The 15714-nt window shown below is 69.8% G+C and carries 12 protein-coding genes; 5 read left to right on the top strand and 7 right to left on the bottom strand.

All coding sequences use genetic code 11. The features are described from left to right. Positions 1–42: 42 nt before the first annotated feature. From ACFZDK_RS11550 to aspS, 3 genes are all read right to left on the bottom strand, one after another. The gene (locus ACFZDK_RS11550; protein ID WP_390971816.1) at positions 43–246 is read right to left on the bottom strand and encodes a hypothetical protein; all 204 of its coding nucleotides are present in this window, start codon (positions 244–246) and stop codon (positions 43–45) included. Positions 247–625: 379 nt separating this feature from the next. Further along, positions 626–1480 carry an intradiol ring-cleavage dioxygenase gene (locus tag ACFZDK_RS11545; RefSeq protein ID WP_390971815.1) on the bottom strand — a complete coding sequence of 285 codons (855 nt, stop codon included), beginning with the start codon at positions 1478–1480 and terminating at the stop codon, positions 626–628. Positions 1481–1601: 121 nt separating this feature from the next. Then, positions 1602–3365 carry an aspartate--tRNA ligase gene (gene aspS, locus ACFZDK_RS11540; protein WP_390971814.1) on the bottom strand — a complete coding sequence of 588 codons (1764 nt, stop codon included), beginning with the start codon at positions 3363–3365 and terminating at the stop codon, positions 1602–1604. Positions 3366–3568: 203 nt separating this feature from the next. Here aspS and ACFZDK_RS11535 point away from each other — a divergent pair, with 203 nt between their 5' ends. Further along, a complete protein-coding gene (locus tag ACFZDK_RS11535) occupies positions 3569–5704 on the top strand; it encodes a SpoIIE family protein phosphatase (protein WP_390971813.1) in 2136 nt (711 codons plus the stop codon). Here ACFZDK_RS11535 and ACFZDK_RS11530 read toward each other — a convergent pair. The 4 genes from ACFZDK_RS11530 to ACFZDK_RS11515 all read right to left on the bottom strand — a co-directional run bounded on the left by ACFZDK_RS11530 (position 5701) and on the right by ACFZDK_RS11515 (position 10671). Next, positions 5701–6735: an AI-2E family transporter gene (locus ACFZDK_RS11530; RefSeq protein WP_390971812.1), complete on the bottom strand. Its 1035-nt coding sequence runs from the start codon at positions 6733–6735 to the stop codon at positions 5701–5703. The two genes, ACFZDK_RS11535 and ACFZDK_RS11530, sit on opposite strands and share 4 nt — an antisense overlap. A gap of 231 nt (positions 6736–6966) precedes the next feature. Further along, entirely contained in the window at positions 6967–7944 is a 978-nt protein-coding gene (locus ACFZDK_RS11525; RefSeq protein WP_390971811.1) for a pirin family protein, read from the bottom strand. A 113-nt stretch (positions 7945–8057) separates the two neighbouring features. Then, on the bottom strand, positions 8058–10013 hold the full coding sequence (locus ACFZDK_RS11520; RefSeq protein ID WP_390971810.1) for an Ig-like domain repeat protein: 1956 nt from the start codon (positions 10011–10013) through the stop codon (positions 8058–8060). A gap of 175 nt (positions 10014–10188) precedes the next feature. Then, a complete protein-coding gene (locus ACFZDK_RS11515) occupies positions 10189–10671 on the bottom strand; it encodes an SseB family protein (protein WP_390971809.1) in 483 nt (160 codons plus the stop codon). 176 nt (positions 10672–10847) lie between these two features. Here ACFZDK_RS11515 and ACFZDK_RS11510 point away from each other — a divergent pair, with 176 nt between their 5' ends. From ACFZDK_RS11510 to ACFZDK_RS11495, 4 genes are all read left to right on the top strand, one after another. Next, positions 10848–12674 carry an acyl-CoA dehydrogenase C-terminal domain-containing protein gene (locus tag ACFZDK_RS11510; RefSeq protein ID WP_390971808.1) on the top strand — a complete coding sequence of 609 codons (1827 nt, stop codon included), beginning with the start codon at positions 10848–10850 and terminating at the stop codon, positions 12672–12674. Positions 12675–12784: 110 nt separating this feature from the next. Further along, positions 12785–14083: a M18 family aminopeptidase gene (locus ACFZDK_RS11505; RefSeq protein ID WP_390971807.1), complete on the top strand. Its 1299-nt coding sequence runs from the start codon at positions 12785–12787 to the stop codon at positions 14081–14083. An 84-nt stretch (positions 14084–14167) separates the two neighbouring features. Continuing rightward, positions 14168–14416: a DUF6458 family protein gene (locus tag ACFZDK_RS11500; protein WP_390971806.1), complete on the top strand. Its 249-nt coding sequence runs from the start codon at positions 14168–14170 to the stop codon at positions 14414–14416. A gap of 179 nt (positions 14417–14595) precedes the next feature. Beyond that, positions 14596–15702 carry a glycosyltransferase gene (locus ACFZDK_RS11495; protein ID WP_390971805.1) on the top strand — a complete coding sequence of 369 codons (1107 nt, stop codon included), beginning with the start codon at positions 14596–14598 and terminating at the stop codon, positions 15700–15702. Positions 15703–15714 lie beyond the last annotated feature (12 nt).

Raw genomic sequence — 15714 nt, 5'->3', positions numbered from 1 at the left:
CGTCCCGGGCGTCCGTGTCGTGGCACGAGGAGCTGCGAAGGGTCAGGAGGAGGCCGACTCCGACGCCGAGCCGAAGTTCATCGACGACATGGTGTCGTCGTCGTTCGTCTCGCCGGGGTCGACGCCCACCGTGATCGAGCCGATCAGGCCCTTGGCGAGCTGTCCCTTGTGTACGTAGCGGATGTCCAGGAGGCCGCCCGTCGTGCCGGTCCCGTCGTAGATGATGTCCTCGGAGAGCTTGGTCATCACCCGAACAGGTCCCCACGGCGTCGCAGTGCCAGATGCCGACGGCCGCGTCCCGCAGCGGCTTGCAGGTAGTACGGGCCTTCGGTGGTCTCCGAGGTCAGCGTGTAACACGCGTCGGCCGTGCTCGTCTGTGTTGCGGCTCTACGGCCGACCTGCTTGTCCGTCATGGGCCGGAAAACTAGGAGACCCGGCTGGTAAAAGCGGGGGAGAATGCTGTCGATTTCATGTCGCCGCAAAAGCCGGGCCGCAATTGACGAGAGATTCGCGCCAGTTTTGTGAAGAGCTACTTGAAAAGCTTGCCTTACTTGGGGGGAGAAAGCGCCGGAAAAATGAATGCGGGCCCCGAACGATCACCGTTCGGGGCCCGCGTCTGGATATGTCAGCCGTTGTTCGTCTCGTCCGGCTCGACGCCCAGCGTCAGATGGCCGCGGACGCCCCGGCCGATGTGGCGGGGGTCGTACTTCAGGTAGAGCAGGCCGCCCGCGTGCCCGTTGTCCGGGTAGATCGTGTCCTCGTCGAGGGTGGTGCGGGTGGTGGTGTTGCTCGCGTAGGGCTCCCCCCCGGCCGACAGCAGCACCGACTTCTCGTCGAAGAACAGCTGGCCCGTGTGGCAGGTGTGGCCGCCCTCGTAGCCGGCGTCCGTCCACTCGCCGTCCACGTGCACCTTGACGTGGATGTGGACGCAACGGCCCTGGTACCAGCCGGGGAAGACGGTCCTGAAGGTGACGTGCCCGTGCCGGTCCGTGTGCCAGGTGCCGCGCAGGTAGCGGGTGTCGTCGGTGGGTTCCTGGTGCCCGCCGCCACCGCCGGGCGGCGGACCGGTGGGGGTGTCGGTCGGCGGGGTGCCGCCGCCTCCGCCACCGCCGCTGCCCATCTCCTCGTACCCCGAGTAGATGCCCGACGCGTTGCAGTGCCAGATGTCCACGGCCGCGTTCCTGAGCGGCTCGCAGGTCTCCGCGTCGATGACCTTGAGGGTGAGGAGCAGGGGGATGCCCTCCTGGGCCTCCGTGACGTCCTGGCGGAGCTTGTCGGCGTCGATGTAGTACGGGCCCTCGACCAGTTCGGAGGTCAGCGTGTAGCAGGCGTCCCCCGCGGCGCCCTCCTTGTCGGAGGCCTGGGCACTGGCCGCGAAGGCACCGCCCACCCCCACCGCGGTCACGGCCACACCACCGGCCGCCAGGACCGTACGGCGGGCCAACTCCCGTCTTTCTTCTGCTGCCTGAGTGGCTGTCATGTCAGCGGACCGTAGGCGTGGCTCACCCGGCAGGAACATCGGAAAGACCTGTGAATCAGGAGGCACAAGCGAAAGGGCTCGAAACCGACGCCGGTTTCGAGCCCTTCACGACCGCTTGCGGTTACTTCGGCTGCGGCTTGCGCACCGACAGGTGCAGTTCCTTCAGCCGGGTCTCCTCCAGCTCGGTCGGCGCGCCCATCATCAGGTCCTGGGCGTTGCCGTTGAGCGGGAAGGCGATGGTCTCGCGGATGTTCGGCTCGTCGGCGAGGAGCATCACGATGCGGTCCACGCCGGGGGCGATACCGCCGTGCGGCGGGGCGCCGAAGCGGAACGCGCGGAGCATGCCGGCGAACTTGTCCTCGACGGTCTCCCGGTCGTAGCCGGCGATCTCGAAGGCCTTGAGCATGATCTCGGGCTCGTGGTTCCGGATCGCGCCGGAGGACAGCTCGACGCCGTTGCAGACGATGTCGTACTGCCAGCCGAGGATGTCCAGCGGGTCCTGGGTCTCCAGGGCCTCCAGACCGCCCTGCGGCATGGAGAACGGGTTGTGCGAGAAGTCGATCGCGCCGGTGTCCTCGTCCTTCTCGTACATCGGGAAGTCGACGATCCAGCAGAACCGGAACACGCCCTCCTCGAAGTGCCCGGCACGCTTGGCGGCCTCGACCCGCACCGCGCCCATGATCTTCGAGACCTCGTCGAACTCGCCCGCGCCGAAGAACACGGCGTGACCGGCGGCCAGCTGGAGCCGCTTGGTGAGCTCGGCGACGTTGTCCTCGGTGAGGAACTTGGCGATCGGGCCGGACAGCGAGCCGTCCTCGGCGACCCGGACCCAGGCGAGGCCCTTGGCGCCCTGCGAGACCGCGAAGTCGCCGAGCTGGTCGAAGAACTTGCGGGGCTGCGCGGAGACGTCCGGCACCGGAAGCGCGCGCACGTGCTTGCCGGCGAAGGCCTTGAACTCCGAGCCCTCGAAGATGTCGGTGATGTCGACGAGCTCCAGCTGGGCGCGGAGGTCCGGCTTGTCGGAGCCGTACTTCAGCATCGCCTCGCGGAACGGGATCCGCGGGAAGGGGGACGTCACATGGCGGCCGCCCCCGAACTCCTCGAAGAGCTCCGTCATCAGCTGCTCGATGGGCTGGAAGACGTCCTCCTGCTCGACGAAGCTCATCTCGACGTCGAGCTGGTAGAACTCGCCGGGCGAGCGGTCGGCGCGGGCGTCCTCGTCGCGGAAGCAGGGCGCGATCTGGAAGTAGCGGTCGAAACCGGAGATCATCAGCAGCTGCTTGAACTGCTGCGGGGCCTGCGGCAGGGCGTAGAACTTGCCCGGGTTCAGACGGGAGGGCACCACGAAGTCACGGGCGCCCTCGGGGGAGGTCGCCGACAGGATCGGGGTCGCCATCTCGTTGAAGCCCAGCGCCGTCATCTTGTGGCGGATGGCCGAGATCACGGCCGTACGCAGCATGATGTTGCGGTGCATGCGCTCGCGGCGCAGGTCCAGGAAGCGGTACTCCAGGCGCCGCTCCTCGTTGACCCCGTCCTCGGTGTTGATCGTGAACGGCAGCGGGGCGGCCGCGCCGAGCAGCTCGACCTCGCTCACCTCGACCTCGACCTCGCCGGTGGGCAGGTCGGCGTTGATGTTCTCGGTTCCACGTGAAACAACGCGGCCGTCGATCCGGACCGTGGACTCCTTGGAGAGCTTGTCCAGGGCCTCGTACGCCGGGGTGCCGGGGCGGGCGACGAGCTGCGTGATGCCGTAGTGGTCGCGCAGATCGATGAAGAGGATGCCGCCCAGGTCGCGCCGATTGTGCAGCCAGCCGCTCAGCCGGACGTCGGCGCCGACGTCAGAGGCGCGGAGCTGGCCGCAGGTGTGGGACCTGTACCGATGCATCGTCGGGTGTTCCTCTTCTTCGTGGTCTACCGAGGTGCTCTCCTCGGCGGTGACGGGTCGTGGTGCCCGGACCCGTCAAGGGTACCGGGCACCCCAGGATCGCCTCCCCACCATTAACCCCCGCCGGAGGCGATGGTCCCGGTCCCACTAATCTCCTCACGAAACAGTGGCACTCTTCGATCTCGTCTTCTTAAAGTGGGGCAATGCGAACTGGCGAGCCCCTGCCCGCCGTGGAGGACGTCCTCGCCGCCCTCGCGACCGGGCTGTGGCACTGGGACACCGCCACCGGGCTGGTCACCGCGGACGCGGAGGCGGCCCGGCTCATCGGGCTGCCGGCCGAGCCGGGCATCCTCTCGGAGGCCCTGGTCAGGTCCCGTTTCCACCCCGTCGACTGGAACGAGAACACCAGCATCACCCGGCTGGCCGCCCTCGAGGGCACACTCGGCGAGGTACGGCTGCGGGTCATGGACGAGCGGGGCCGGCTGATCCGTACCGTACGCAGCCGTTTCCGACCGGTGTACGACTCCGAGGAGCGCGTGTACCGGGTGACGGGCACCATCCAGGAGGTCTCCGAGCCGCCCCCCGGCACCGCCGCCCAGCATCCGGTCACCGGTGACTGGCGGCGCTCCCGGGAGGCGTTCCTGCTGGACGCCGGACGGGCGCTGGCGGAGGCGCGGTCCACGGAGGAGGTGCTGCGGGTCGCGGCGGGCCTGTCGATGCCCGGGTTCTCCCCGGACGGGCTGGTCCTCTACGGCGCCAAGGGCGACCGGCTGCAGATACTCGGCCACCACGGCCAGCAGATCGACGAGGACAGCCCCTTCACCAGCATGCCGCTGGAGACGGACTACCCGGCTGCGGAAGTGGTGCGGACCGGCCGAGCCGTCTATCTCTCCTCCCCCGAGCAGTACCGGTCCCGCTACCCGGTGACCTGGCCGCTGGCCGAGCGGTTCGGCCGCCGGTCCTGGGCCTTTCTGCCGCTGACCGTGGCCGGGCGGACCATGGGCGCCTGGATGGCGGGCTTCACCTACCCGGTGTCGTTCACCCCCGACGAGCGGTCCGTGCTCACCACGGTGGCCCGGATGCTGGCGCAGGCCCTGTCCCGGGCCGGAATCGCCGACTCGGAGCGGGAGCTGACCGACGGCCTGCAGCGCTCCATGCTGCCGACGCTGGGCCCGGAGATCCCCGGCATGGACGCGGCCGCCCGCTACATACCGACCGGCGGCGGCCTCCAGGTGGGCGGCGACTGGTACGACATGATCCCGCTGCCCTCCGGCCGCTACGCCCTCGTCATCGGCGACGTCCAGGGGCATGACGTCCGCGCGGCGGGCCTGATGGGCCAGCTCCGGATCGCGCTGCGCGCCTACGCCTCCGAGGGCCACCGCCCGGACGCGGTCCTCTCCCGGGCCTCCCGCTTCCTGCACGGCATCACCTATGACATCGCCTACGACGAAGAGGGCGCCGATCTGCGCTTCGCGACCTGTCTGTACGTCGAGGCGGATCCGGTGAGCGGAGTCCTGGAGATCGCCCGCGCGGGACATCTGGACCCGGCCATCCGGATGGCCGACGGCACGGTGCTGCGGCGGCCGACGGCGGGCGGGCTGCCGCTCGGCATCGACCCCGACGCCGACTACCCGACGACACGGTTCGCCCTGGAACCCGGCGAGACGATGATGCTCTGCACCGACGGGCTGATCGAGACCGGCGGCCATGACATCGAGAGCGGCTGGCAGCGGGTCCGGGCGATCATGGAGGAGCACGACGGCGACCTGGAGAAACTGGCCGACGCGCTGGTCCAGGCCGTGCACGGGCCCTTCTCCCACCACACCACCGGGCCGCTGGCCGACCGCCGTGAGGACGACATAGCGGTCCTGCTGCTCTCCCGGCCGGGCACCGGCCGCGGCGACGAGCCGCTCGCCGTACGGCCCCGGGTGCGCCGCACCCTCCTGTCGGTGGCCCAGGACGAGCCCGAACGGGTCGCCGAGGCCCGCCAGCACCTGCGCGAGCTGCTGCACGACTGGGGCTCGCCCGACCAGCTCGACTCGGCGGTGCTGCTGGTCTCCGAGATGCTCACGAACGTCCTGGTCCACACCGACACGGACGCCCTGCTGCTCGCCGAGGTCTCCGGCCAGGCGGCCGAGCGCCGGCTCCGCGTCGAGGTCACGGACGCGGGCGACGACCTCCCGCACAAACGCCGCCCCGGCGAGCTGGCCTCCTCCGGCCGCGGCCTGGTCCTCATCGAGCTCCTGGCGGACGCCTGGGGCGTCGACCCGCGCGGCCAGGGCAAGAGCATCTGGTTCGAGCTGTACGAGAGCGAGAGCGAGAACGGGAGCGAGAACTAGGGCCGGGTCGTGTACCGGGCCCGTAGCTCGTGTACGACCCCGAAGGCGGCCGCGGTGAGCGGTACGGCCAGGAGCATGCCCAGGATCCCCGCGACCGAGGCGCCGGCCGTGATGGTCAGCATCACCGCCGCAGGGTGCATCTGCACGGTCCGGCTCTGGATCATGGGCTGCAGCACATGCCCCTCCAGCACCTGCACGGCGAGCACCACGCCGAGCGCCCACAGGGCGATGACGAAGCCGCGGTCGGCGAGGGCGACCAGCACGGCGACGGCACCGGAGATGAAGGCGCCGAGGTAGGGGATGTAGGCGCCGACGAAGACGAGCGCGGCGAGCCCGACGGCCCCCGGCACCCGGAGGATCAGCAGGCCGACGGCGATACAGGTGGCGTCGATGAGGGCGATGACGGTGGTGCCGCGCATGAACCCCTCGATGCCCTCGAAGGCACGGCGGGCCATGGCCTCGACCATGTCGGCGCTGGCCCCGGGGGCGACGGCCCGGAGGGTGTCGACGACGTGGTCCGAGTCGCGCAGGAAGAAGAAGACGAGCAGCAGCGCCAGCACGGCCATGGCGAGGAACTCACCGGCCACGCTCACCCCGCTGATGACGTTGGAGGCCGCGGTCCCGCCGAACTTGCCGAGCAGTTCCTTCGCGTTCCCGGCCAGGTCGCCGACCGAGGTGCCGGCCGCCCCGAAGTGAGCGGCGAGCGACTTCGCGGCGTGCTTGAGCGAGGCGACGATCTCGTCGCCGGTGTCGATGAGCGCGGCGACGACGATGTAGACGGCACCGCCGACGACGGCCACCACCGCGACGCACGTGAGCCCGGCGGCGATCGACCGCTGCACACCGACCCGCACGAGGCGCCGGTACAGGGGCCCGAGCAGCGCGGTCCCGAGTAGCGCCAGCAGCACCGAGGTGACAGCCGTCCGGAACTCCACACACAGCCGGATCCCGACGTACCCCACCGCGGACGCCAGCAGAATCACCGCACACCAGGCGGCGAACCGACGCACGGGCTCGGGCAGCAGGGACACGCGTCCAGCGGATCACGCCGACCCTTCCGTCGCCCTGGGCTGCACCCCCTACCGGGTGAACCGAGCCCCCGTCCCCCCGAGGCCCTCGCCCACCCACCACCCGACTCGGGCGACCGAGAAGCGCGGCCGGCAGCCGGAGGATGCTCGGGACGCCGGAAGGCTGCGGGAAAACGGGACGAGGCCCGACGTAGCGGTTACGTCAGGCCTCGCCTCGTGTGCGGTTCGTCCCTGTTACGCCTGCGGGCCGCTCTCCGTCATGCCGTGCACGGCGGGGATCGTGCCCAGGCGGCCCTTCTGGAAGTCCTCGAAGGCCTGCATGAGCTCGTCCTTGGTGTTCATGACGAACGGGCCGTAGTGGGCCATGGGCTCACGGATCGGCTGTCCGCCGAGGAGGACGACCTCGAGGTCCGGCGTGTGCGAGTCCTGCTTCTCGTCCGCGCGGACGGTCAGCGAGGAGCCGGCGCCGAAGACGGCGGTCTGGCCGAGGTGGACCGGGCGGTGCTCGGCGCCCACCGAGCCCTTGCCGGCCAGCACGTAGGCGAGGCCGTTGAAGTCCTCGCGCCAGGGCAGGGTGACCTCGGCGCCGGGGGCGAGGGTCGCGTGGATCATCGTGATCGGGGTGTGGGTGATGCCGGGACCGGCGTGGCCGTCCAGCTCGCCCGCGATGACCCGCAGCAGCGCGCCGCCGTCCGGGGACGTCAGCAGCTGCACCTGCCCGCCGCGGATGTCCTGGTACCTCGGCGCCATCATCTTGTCCTTGGCCGGGAGGTTCACCCACAGCTGGAGGCCGTGGAAGAGACCGCCGGACATGACCAGGGACTCCGGCGGGGCCTCGATGTGGAGGAGACCGGAACCGGCCGTCATCCACTGGGTGTCGCCGTTGGTGATGGTGCCGCCGCCGCCCTGGCTGTCCTGGTGGTCGAAGATGCCGTCGATGATGTAGGTGACGGTCTCGAAGCCGCGGTGCGGGTGCCAGGGGGTGCCCTTGGGCTCGCCCGGCGCGTACTCCACCTCACCCATCTGGTCCATCATGATGAACGGGTCGAGATGGCGGTAGTTGATCCCCGCGAAGGCCCGGCGCACCGGGAAGCCCTCGCCCTCGAAACCGCTGGGGGCGGTCGTGACGGCGAGCACGGGACGGGCCACGGCGTCGGCCGGTGCGGCCACTCGGGGCAGGGTCAGCGGGTTCTCGACGGTCACTGCAGGCATGTTGGCTCCTCCTTGTGCGCCCACTTTAGTTGAGCGTTGAACTTTCTGCCACCCCTAACGGAGAAAGCCCGGAGGACATTCCCTCCGGGCCCCGGTCGTCTCCGAACGGTGGATCAGTTGCTGAAGTACAGGTACTTCCAGGTGCCGTACGTCGTGGAGTTCACGGTGTCGCCGGACGAGCCGTTGACGTACACCGACCGCACCCGCGCCCGGACACCGGACTCACCCGGCGCCCCGAGCCGGATGGCCGTCTTGCCGTTCGTGCCGAGCGCGAAGTACTCGGAGTCCGTCGTGTACCACGAGCCCTGGTAGTAGACCTGCAGGTCGAAGCGGAGCTTGCGGCCCTTGTAGTAGGTCATGGACGTGGTGAGCACCGGGTCGGTGTTCTTGTGGAACCAGTAGTACGACGTCGAGCCGATCTTCGCGGTCTTGTAGTGCTTGGAGACCGCGGTGGAGACCTTGACCCGCGCGTACGCCGTGGCCTTCACGGTCTTCGGCGTGTAGCGGGCGTCCCCGTCGAAGACCGCGGTGACGGCCGTGTCGCGGGTCATGTCCACCCAGGCGGCGATGTTCCCGTGGGAGTCCACCCGGCCGGTCTTGATCAGCTTCTTCGGCTTGTCGGCGCCGAAGGGGTCCGAGTAGATCTTGACCGAGCGGTTCTTGTAGGTCGTCCCCAGGTGCGCGGTGAACTTCACGTCGGCGCCGTAGTTGTACAGCTTGCCGTTGTTGTTCAGGCTCAGGCTCGTCGCAGCCCGGGAGACCGCGACCTTGTCGGAGGCGGTGGCCGCGGTGTGCCCGGCGTCGCCCGCGTAGGCGACCTTGTAGGTGACCGTGCCACCGGCCGGCGGGGTGTCGGCGAAGGAGTACGTGCCGTCCGCCTTGACCGTGACCGCGGCGAGCGCCTTGCCGTTCGGGCTCTCGACGTCGGTGCGGGTGACGGAGAGCTTGACCCCGGCGGGCAGCGCGACCGTCGCCGAGAGCTTGCCGGTGACGGTGAGCTTCTTGGCGCGGGGCGCCGAGCTCGGGGCGTTGACCGTGAGCGTCGGGACGTTGAGCGTCGGCTGGGTGAGCGCCTTGAGCGTGTAGCCGCCGCTGCCCGGCACCAGCGCGAAGATCCGCGAGGAGTCCGGCGCCCAGCGCACGTTGTTGACGACGTAGTCGGTCGAGGTGCCGACGGTGTAGGTGCGCACCGGCTTCGTGGCGTCCGGCCGGTAGACCGTGACCTTGCCGGCGCCGACCTGGGCGACCAGGCCGTCCGCCGAGACGTCGGCGCCCCACCCGGACGGGTAGGCACCGGCCTTGCTGAACCTGCCGTCCGCCCACGCGTCCCGGTCGGTGCCGTTGACCAGCACCTGGTCGGCGCCCGGGACCAGGTCGATGTCACCGATGCCGCTGTTCAGGGTGTAGTCGCCGTCGTACCAGGCGGTGACCTTGGCGGTGCCGTCGGAGACGTCGAGGACCGCCATGGAGTCGGTGGAGATACCGGTCTCCCCGACGGCCAGCAGGCCGGGCCGGGTCGGGTCGGTGTCCAGCAGCCCCTGGCCCCAGATGCCGGACGAGGTGCCCTCGGTGGGGAACTGCGCCATCGCCACCGGGTCGGTCCCGCCCGCGGGGTCCACCGCCGGGTCGACGGAGCCGATGTCGCCGTCCCACTGGTCGCCGTAGGAGAACCACGCCTTGCCGCCGGCGAAGGCCACGTGGCGGGGGCCGGTGTCGGTCGGGATGCTGTACGTCGTCCTCACGTCCAGCGTGGCCGCGTCCAGCGCCAGGATCTGGTGGGTGTTGGGCAGGGCCGCGTACAGGGTGCTGCCGTCGTCGGACAGGGCCAGGTCGCTGACGCTGCCGAGGCCGGTGTGCGTGTCGACGAGGCTGCCGCTGTAGTCGGCGGCGAGGATCCGGCCGTTCGCCGCGTCGCCGACGAACACCCGCTGGAGCGTGCCGTCCACGACGAGACCGCCGGTGGTGGTGACGGCGGTGGCGGCGGCCGAGGCGGTCCCCGCCGCCACGACGCTCAGCGCCGCCGAGCTGAAGAGGACCGCGAGCGCCGTCGCGACCGAAGTGCTGCGCATGCGCACAGTGATGAACCCCCACTGAGAACCCGGGGTCGCCGGGTGGATGAGAGCGCCGCGCGGCACCCGGACACGACCGCGGAAGAGCGGTTGCGCGCGGGGCGCGGCTGCCTGAGGGCACCCTATGGCATGGCTGTGACAACCCGAGAGCGGGTTTCCCGGGGAACGGCGACCTCTAGCCGTACATCCGGCGCATCGCGAAGTCGACCATCTGCTCGACCGCCTTCGCGTCGAAGACCATCCGGTGCTCGCCCTCCATGTCCAGGACGAAGCCGTACCCGGTCGGGAGCAGGTCGATGACCTCCGAGCCCGTGATCACGAAGTACTTGGACTCCTTGCCCGCGTACCGGCGCAGTTCCTTCAGCGAGGTGAACATCGGGATCACCGGCTGCTGGGTGTTGTGCAGCGCGAGGAAGCCGGGGTTGTCACCGCGCGGGCAGTAGACCTTCGACGTGGCGAAGACCTGCTGGAAGTCCTCGGCGGTCACCTGCCCCGTGGTGAACGCGCGCACCGCGTCCGCCAGCGACGGCGGGGACGGCTCGGGGTAGAGCGGGGGCTGCTGGCCGTATCCGCCCAGGCCGCCGCCCATGGGCTGCTGCGGCGAGGCGTACTGCTGCTGAGCAGCGCCCCCGTCCATGGGCTGGCCGTATCCATACATGCGCGCAAGCCTACCGAGACACGCGGCCGCTGCGAGAAGGTAGACCCTTCTCACACTTCAGCCGATCGGGGTTGCATCTTATTACCGACGGGTAGCATCATCGGAGCTACTCGTTGGTATGTGAACGCTTGCGCGAGGATTCAGTGCCTCGCCGATCCGGATACGGAGCCGTCACCATGGGGCACTACAAGTCCAACCTCCGCGACATCGAATTCAACCTGTTCGAAGTGCTCGGTCGCGACAAGCTGTACGGCACCGGTCCGTTCGGCGAGATGGACACCGACACCGCGAAGAGCGTCCTGGAGGAGCTGACCCGGCTCGCCGAGAACGAGCTCGCGGAGTCCTTCGCCGACGCCGACCGCAACCCGCCGGTCTTCGACCCGGAGACCAACACCGCGCCGGTCCCGGCGTCCTTCAAGAAGAGCTACAAGGCCTTCATGGACTCCGAGTACTGGCGCCTGGGCCTGCCCGAGGAGATCGGCGGCACCACCGCCCCGCCGTCGCTGATCTGGGCATACGCGGAGCTGGTGCTCGGCGCCAACCCGGCCGTGTGGATGTACTCCTCCGGCCCGGCGTTCGCCCGGATCCTCTTCGAGGAGGGCACCGAGGAGCAGAAGAAGTGGGCGCAGATCGCCGTGGACCGGACCTGGGGTTCGACCATGGTGCTCACCGAGCCCGACGCGGGTTCGGACGTCGGCGCCGGCCGCACCAAGGCGGTCCAGCAGGAGGACGGCTCCTGGCACATCGAGGGCGTGAAGCGCTTCATCACCTCCGGTGAGCACGACATGGAGGAGAACATCCTCCACTACGTGCTGGCGCGTCCCGAGGGTGCCGGTCCCGGCACCAAGGGCCTCTCCCTCTTCCTGGTCCCCAAGTACCTCTTCGACTTCGAGACCGGCGAGCTGGGCGAGCGCAACGGCGTCTACGCCACCAACGTCGAGCACAAGATGGGCCTGAAGGCCTCCAACACCTGCGAGATGACCTTCGGCGACCGCCACCCGGCCAAGGGCTGGCTGATCGGCGACAAGCACGAGGGCATCCGCCAGATGTTCCGGATCATCGAGTTCGCCCGGATGATGGTCGGCACGAAGGCCATCTCCACGCTGTCCACCGGCTACCTCAACGCCCTTGAGTACGCCAAGGAGCGCGTCCAGGGTCCGGACCTGGCGAACTTCATGGACAAGTCCGCGCCCAAGGTCACCATCACCCACCACCCCGACGTGCGCCGCTCGCTGATCACGCAGAAGGCGTACGCCGAGGGCATGCGCGCCCTCGTCCTCTACACCGCCTCCGTCCAGGACGCGATCGCGGTCAAGGAGGCGACCGGCGAGGACGCCTCCGCCGAGCACGCGCTGAACGACCTGCTCCTGCCGATCGTCAAGGGCTACGGCTCCGAGAAGGGCTACGAGCAGCTCGCCCAGTCGCTGCAGACCTTCGGCGGCTCCGGCTTCCTGCAGGAGTACCCGATCGAGCAGTACATCCGCGACGCCAAGATCGACACCCTCTACGAGGGCACCACCGCGATCCAGGGCCAGGACTTCTTCTTCCGGAAGATCGTCCGCAACCAGGGCGCGGCCCTCAACTCCCTCGCCGAGGACATCAAGAAGTTCCTGGCGCTCGGCACCGGCGGCGAGGACCTGGCGGGCGCCCGCGAGCACCTCGCGAAGGCGGCCGTCGAGCTGGAGGCGATCGTCGGCCTGATGCTGACCGACCTCGCGGCCACCGAGCAGGACGTCAAGAACATCTACAAGGTCGGCCTCAACACCAGCCGCCTGCTGCTCGCCTCCGGCGACGTGATCGTCGGCTACCTGCTGCTCAAGGGCGCCGCGATCGCCGCCGAGAAGCTGGAGACGGCGTCGAGCAAGGACAAGCCGTTCTACACCGGCAAGATCGCGGCGGCGAAGTTCTTCGCGGCCAACGTGCTGCCGGGCGTCACCCTGGCCCGCAAGGTCGCGGCCGATGTCGACCTCGACCTGATGGAGCTGGACGAAGCCGCTTTCTGATCGTCCCGATCGTTCGGCTCGTCCCCGATCGCTCCGATCGACCGAGTGTCCGTGGAGGCCCGCTCCCCGCTGGGGGGAGCGGGCCTCCGTACGTCGTTAAGGTGAACAACATGAGCGAATCCCCCCGCTTCGACCGCGGCCACACCGACGACCTGATGACCTTCCTCGCGGCGAGCCCGACGCCGTACCACGCCGTCGCCAACAGCGCCGAGCGGCTGGAGAAGGCCGGGTTCCGGCAGGTCGCCGAGACGGACGCCTGGGACGGGACGGCGGGCGGCCGGTATGTGCTGCGCGGCGGCGCGATCATCGCCTGGTACGCCCCGGAGGGCGCCGCGCCCCACACGCCGTTCCGGATCGTCGGCGCGCACACCGACTCCCCGAACCTGCGGGTCAAGCCGCGCCCGGACACCGGGGCGCACGGTTTTCGCCAGGTCGCCGTGGAGATCTACGGCGGACCGCTCATGAACTCCTGGCTCGACCGGGACCTGGGCCTGGCCGGCCGGCTCACCCTGCGGGACGGCTCCACCCGCCTGGTCGACGTGCACCGGCCGCTGCTGCGCGTCCCCCAGCTCGCCATCCACCTGGACCGTTCGGTCAGCAGCGACGGCCTCAAGCTCGACAAGCAGCGCCATCTGCAGCCGATCTGGGGCCTCGGCGACGACGTCCGCGACGGCGACCTCATCGCCTTCCTGGAGCAGGACGCGGGCCTGCCGGCCGACTCGGTCACCGGCTGGGACCTGATGACCTACGCCGTCGAACCACCGGCCTACCTGGGCCGCGACCAGGAGCTGCTGGCCGGGCCCCGGATGGACAACCTCCTCTCCGTGCACGCCGGTACGGCGGCCCTCGCGGCCGTGGCGGCGGGCGGCGCGGAGCCGGCGTACGTCCCGGTGCTGGCCGCGTTCGACCACGAGGAGACCGGCTCCCAGTCGGACACCGGCGCGGACGGGCCGCTGCTCGGCAACGTGCTGGAGCGTTCGGTGCTGGCGCGCGGCGGGTCGTACGAGGACCGGGCGAGAGCCTTCGCGGGCACCGTCTGTCTCTCCTCCGACACCGGCCACGCCGTCCACCCCAACTACGCGGAGCGGCACGACCCGACGCACCACCCGCGCGTCAACGGCGGGCCGATCCTCAAGGTCAACGTCAACAACCGGTACGCGACGGACGGTTCGGGCCGCGCGCTCTTCGCCGCCGCCTGCGAGCGGGCCGGGGTGCCCTTCCAGACCTTCGTCTCCAACAACTCCATGCCCTGCGGCACCACGATCGGCCCGATCACCGCGGCCCGGCACGGCATCCGGACCGTCGACATCGGCGCGGCCATCCTCTCGATGCACAGCGCCCGCGAACTGTGCGGCGCCGACGACCCGTTCCTCCTCGCGAACGCGCTGGTGGCCTTCCTGGAGGGCTAGTCGTACGAGACCCGCACATGCCCCGCCCGCCCTTGGGTACCCGGCGCGGACCGGAACCACCGGACCTGAAGGGGAGGCAACGCCATGGGGCTCGGCGGGTGCATCATTCTCATCGCCGTGGGGGCCATCCTCACGTTCGCGACCGACTGGCACATGAAGGGCGTCAACCTCGATGTCGTCGGCCTGATCCTGATGGCCGTCGGAATCATCGGGGTCACCACGTTCAGCAGCATCGCCCGGCGCCGGCGGGTCGTCGTACCGCCGACGGCCGTCGTCGAGGACGAACGGCACCATCACCGCCGTGACGGATACGGCGGCGGGTACGACGCGTAACGGACACAGCCACACCCACAGGGTCATCACAGGCAACCGTGAGCAATCCGTTACAGGATTCAACTACCGCACTTGTAGGGGTTTCGTGAAGACTGTCGACTACCGACGGGTCCGGAATATCGCCTTCCGGGCCCACCGCGGCTTTCACGAAGGCCTTTCACGAACGGGGGGTACGAGCCGTGCGCCGTCACGCCGCGCGCCGCGCGCACGCCGCCCCGGAAGAGCCCGGTGACAGACACAGGCTCGCCGTCCTGATCCCGGCCCACAACGAGCAGGAACGTATCGCCGACGCCATCGACGGCCTCTGGGAGCAGACCCGGCGCCCCGACCTGATCATCGTCGTCGCCGACAACTGCACCGACGACACCGCGGCCGTCGCCACCGCGCACGGCGCCCAGGTCTTCCACACCCAGGGCAACACCCACAAGAAGGCCGGCGCCCTCAACCAGGCCATCGCCTGGGTGCTGCCGCACATGGACGACCGCGACCTGCTGCTCGTGCAGGACGCCGACACCGTCCTCAACCCCTGGTTCGTCGAGACCGCGCTCGGCACCTTCAACCGCAAGGTCGGCGCGGTCGGCGGCGTCTTCTACGGCGAGGACGGCGGCGGCCTCCTCGGCCTGCTGCAGCGCATGGAGTTCCACCGCTACGCCTGGGAGCTGGAGCGCACCGGCGGCAAGGCCCAGGTCCTCACCGGCACCGGCACGATGTTCCGGGCCCGTGTGCTGCGCGAGGTCCGCGCGGCCCGCCGGGCCGGTGAACTCGGCGGCGGCACCGGCTACTACAGCCTCGCCTCGCTCACCGAGGACGACGAGATGACCAAGGCGGTCAAGACCCTCGGCTACCGGGCCATGTCCCCGGCCGGCTGCTCGGTCACCACCGAGGTCATGCCGAGCCTGCCCAAGCTGTGGCACCAGCGGCTGCGCTGGCAGCGCGGCGCCCTGGAGAACCTCCGCGACTACGGCTGGACCCGGGTCACCGCCCGCTACTTCATGCAGCAGTTCCTGATGGGCTTCGGCGCGCTCTCCTTCCTGATCTACCTGACCTACATGGCCGCGTACACCTCGCTGTACGGCTGGCCGGGCTTCTCGCCGTTCTGGACGGCGATCGGCCTGATCTTCGTCGTCGAGAAGACCGTCTCCGTACGGCGGGCGGGGCCGAAAGCCGTCCTGGTCGCCGCGCTGATGGTCCCCGAGATGCTCTACGACCTCTTCCAGCACGCCGTCTACTTCACCTCGCTGTGGGGGCTGGTGCGCCGCAGCGAGGAGAAGTGGGTGGCGACGTGAGATTCCCTCAAC

This window comes from Streptomyces sp. NPDC007901 (assembly GCF_042959465.1).
Classification (GTDB): domain Bacteria; phylum Actinomycetota; class Actinomycetes; order Streptomycetales; family Streptomycetaceae; genus Streptomyces.
This window is presented reverse-complemented; position numbering and strand designations above follow the sequence as displayed.

Coding starts and splice junctions, on each gene's coding strand:
- ACFZDK_RS11550 (WP_390971816.1), bottom strand. CDS start 246: ATGACCAAGCTCTCCGAGGACATCATCTACGACGGGACCGGCACGACG.
- ACFZDK_RS11545 (WP_390971815.1), bottom strand. CDS start 1,480: ATGACAGCCACTCAGGCAGCAGAAGAAAGACGGGAGTTGGCCCGCCGT.
- aspS (WP_390971814.1), bottom strand. CDS start 3,365: ATGCATCGGTACAGGTCCCACACCTGCGGCCAGCTCCGCGCCTCTGAC.
- ACFZDK_RS11535 (WP_390971813.1), top strand. CDS start 3,569: ATGCGAACTGGCGAGCCCCTGCCCGCCGTGGAGGACGTCCTCGCCGCC.
- ACFZDK_RS11525 (WP_390971811.1), bottom strand. CDS start 7,944: ATGCCTGCAGTGACCGTCGAGAACCCGCTGACCCTGCCCCGAGTGGCC.
- ACFZDK_RS11520 (WP_390971810.1), bottom strand. CDS start 10,013: ATGCGCAGCACTTCGGTCGCGACGGCGCTCGCGGTCCTCTTCAGCTCG.
- ACFZDK_RS11515 (WP_390971809.1), bottom strand. CDS start 10,671: ATGTATGGATACGGCCAGCCCATGGACGGGGGCGCTGCTCAGCAGCAG.
- ACFZDK_RS11510 (WP_390971808.1), top strand. CDS start 10,848: ATGGGGCACTACAAGTCCAACCTCCGCGACATCGAATTCAACCTGTTC.
- ACFZDK_RS11505 (WP_390971807.1), top strand. CDS start 12,785: ATGAGCGAATCCCCCCGCTTCGACCGCGGCCACACCGACGACCTGATG.
- ACFZDK_RS11500 (WP_390971806.1), top strand. CDS start 14,168: ATGGGGCTCGGCGGGTGCATCATTCTCATCGCCGTGGGGGCCATCCTC.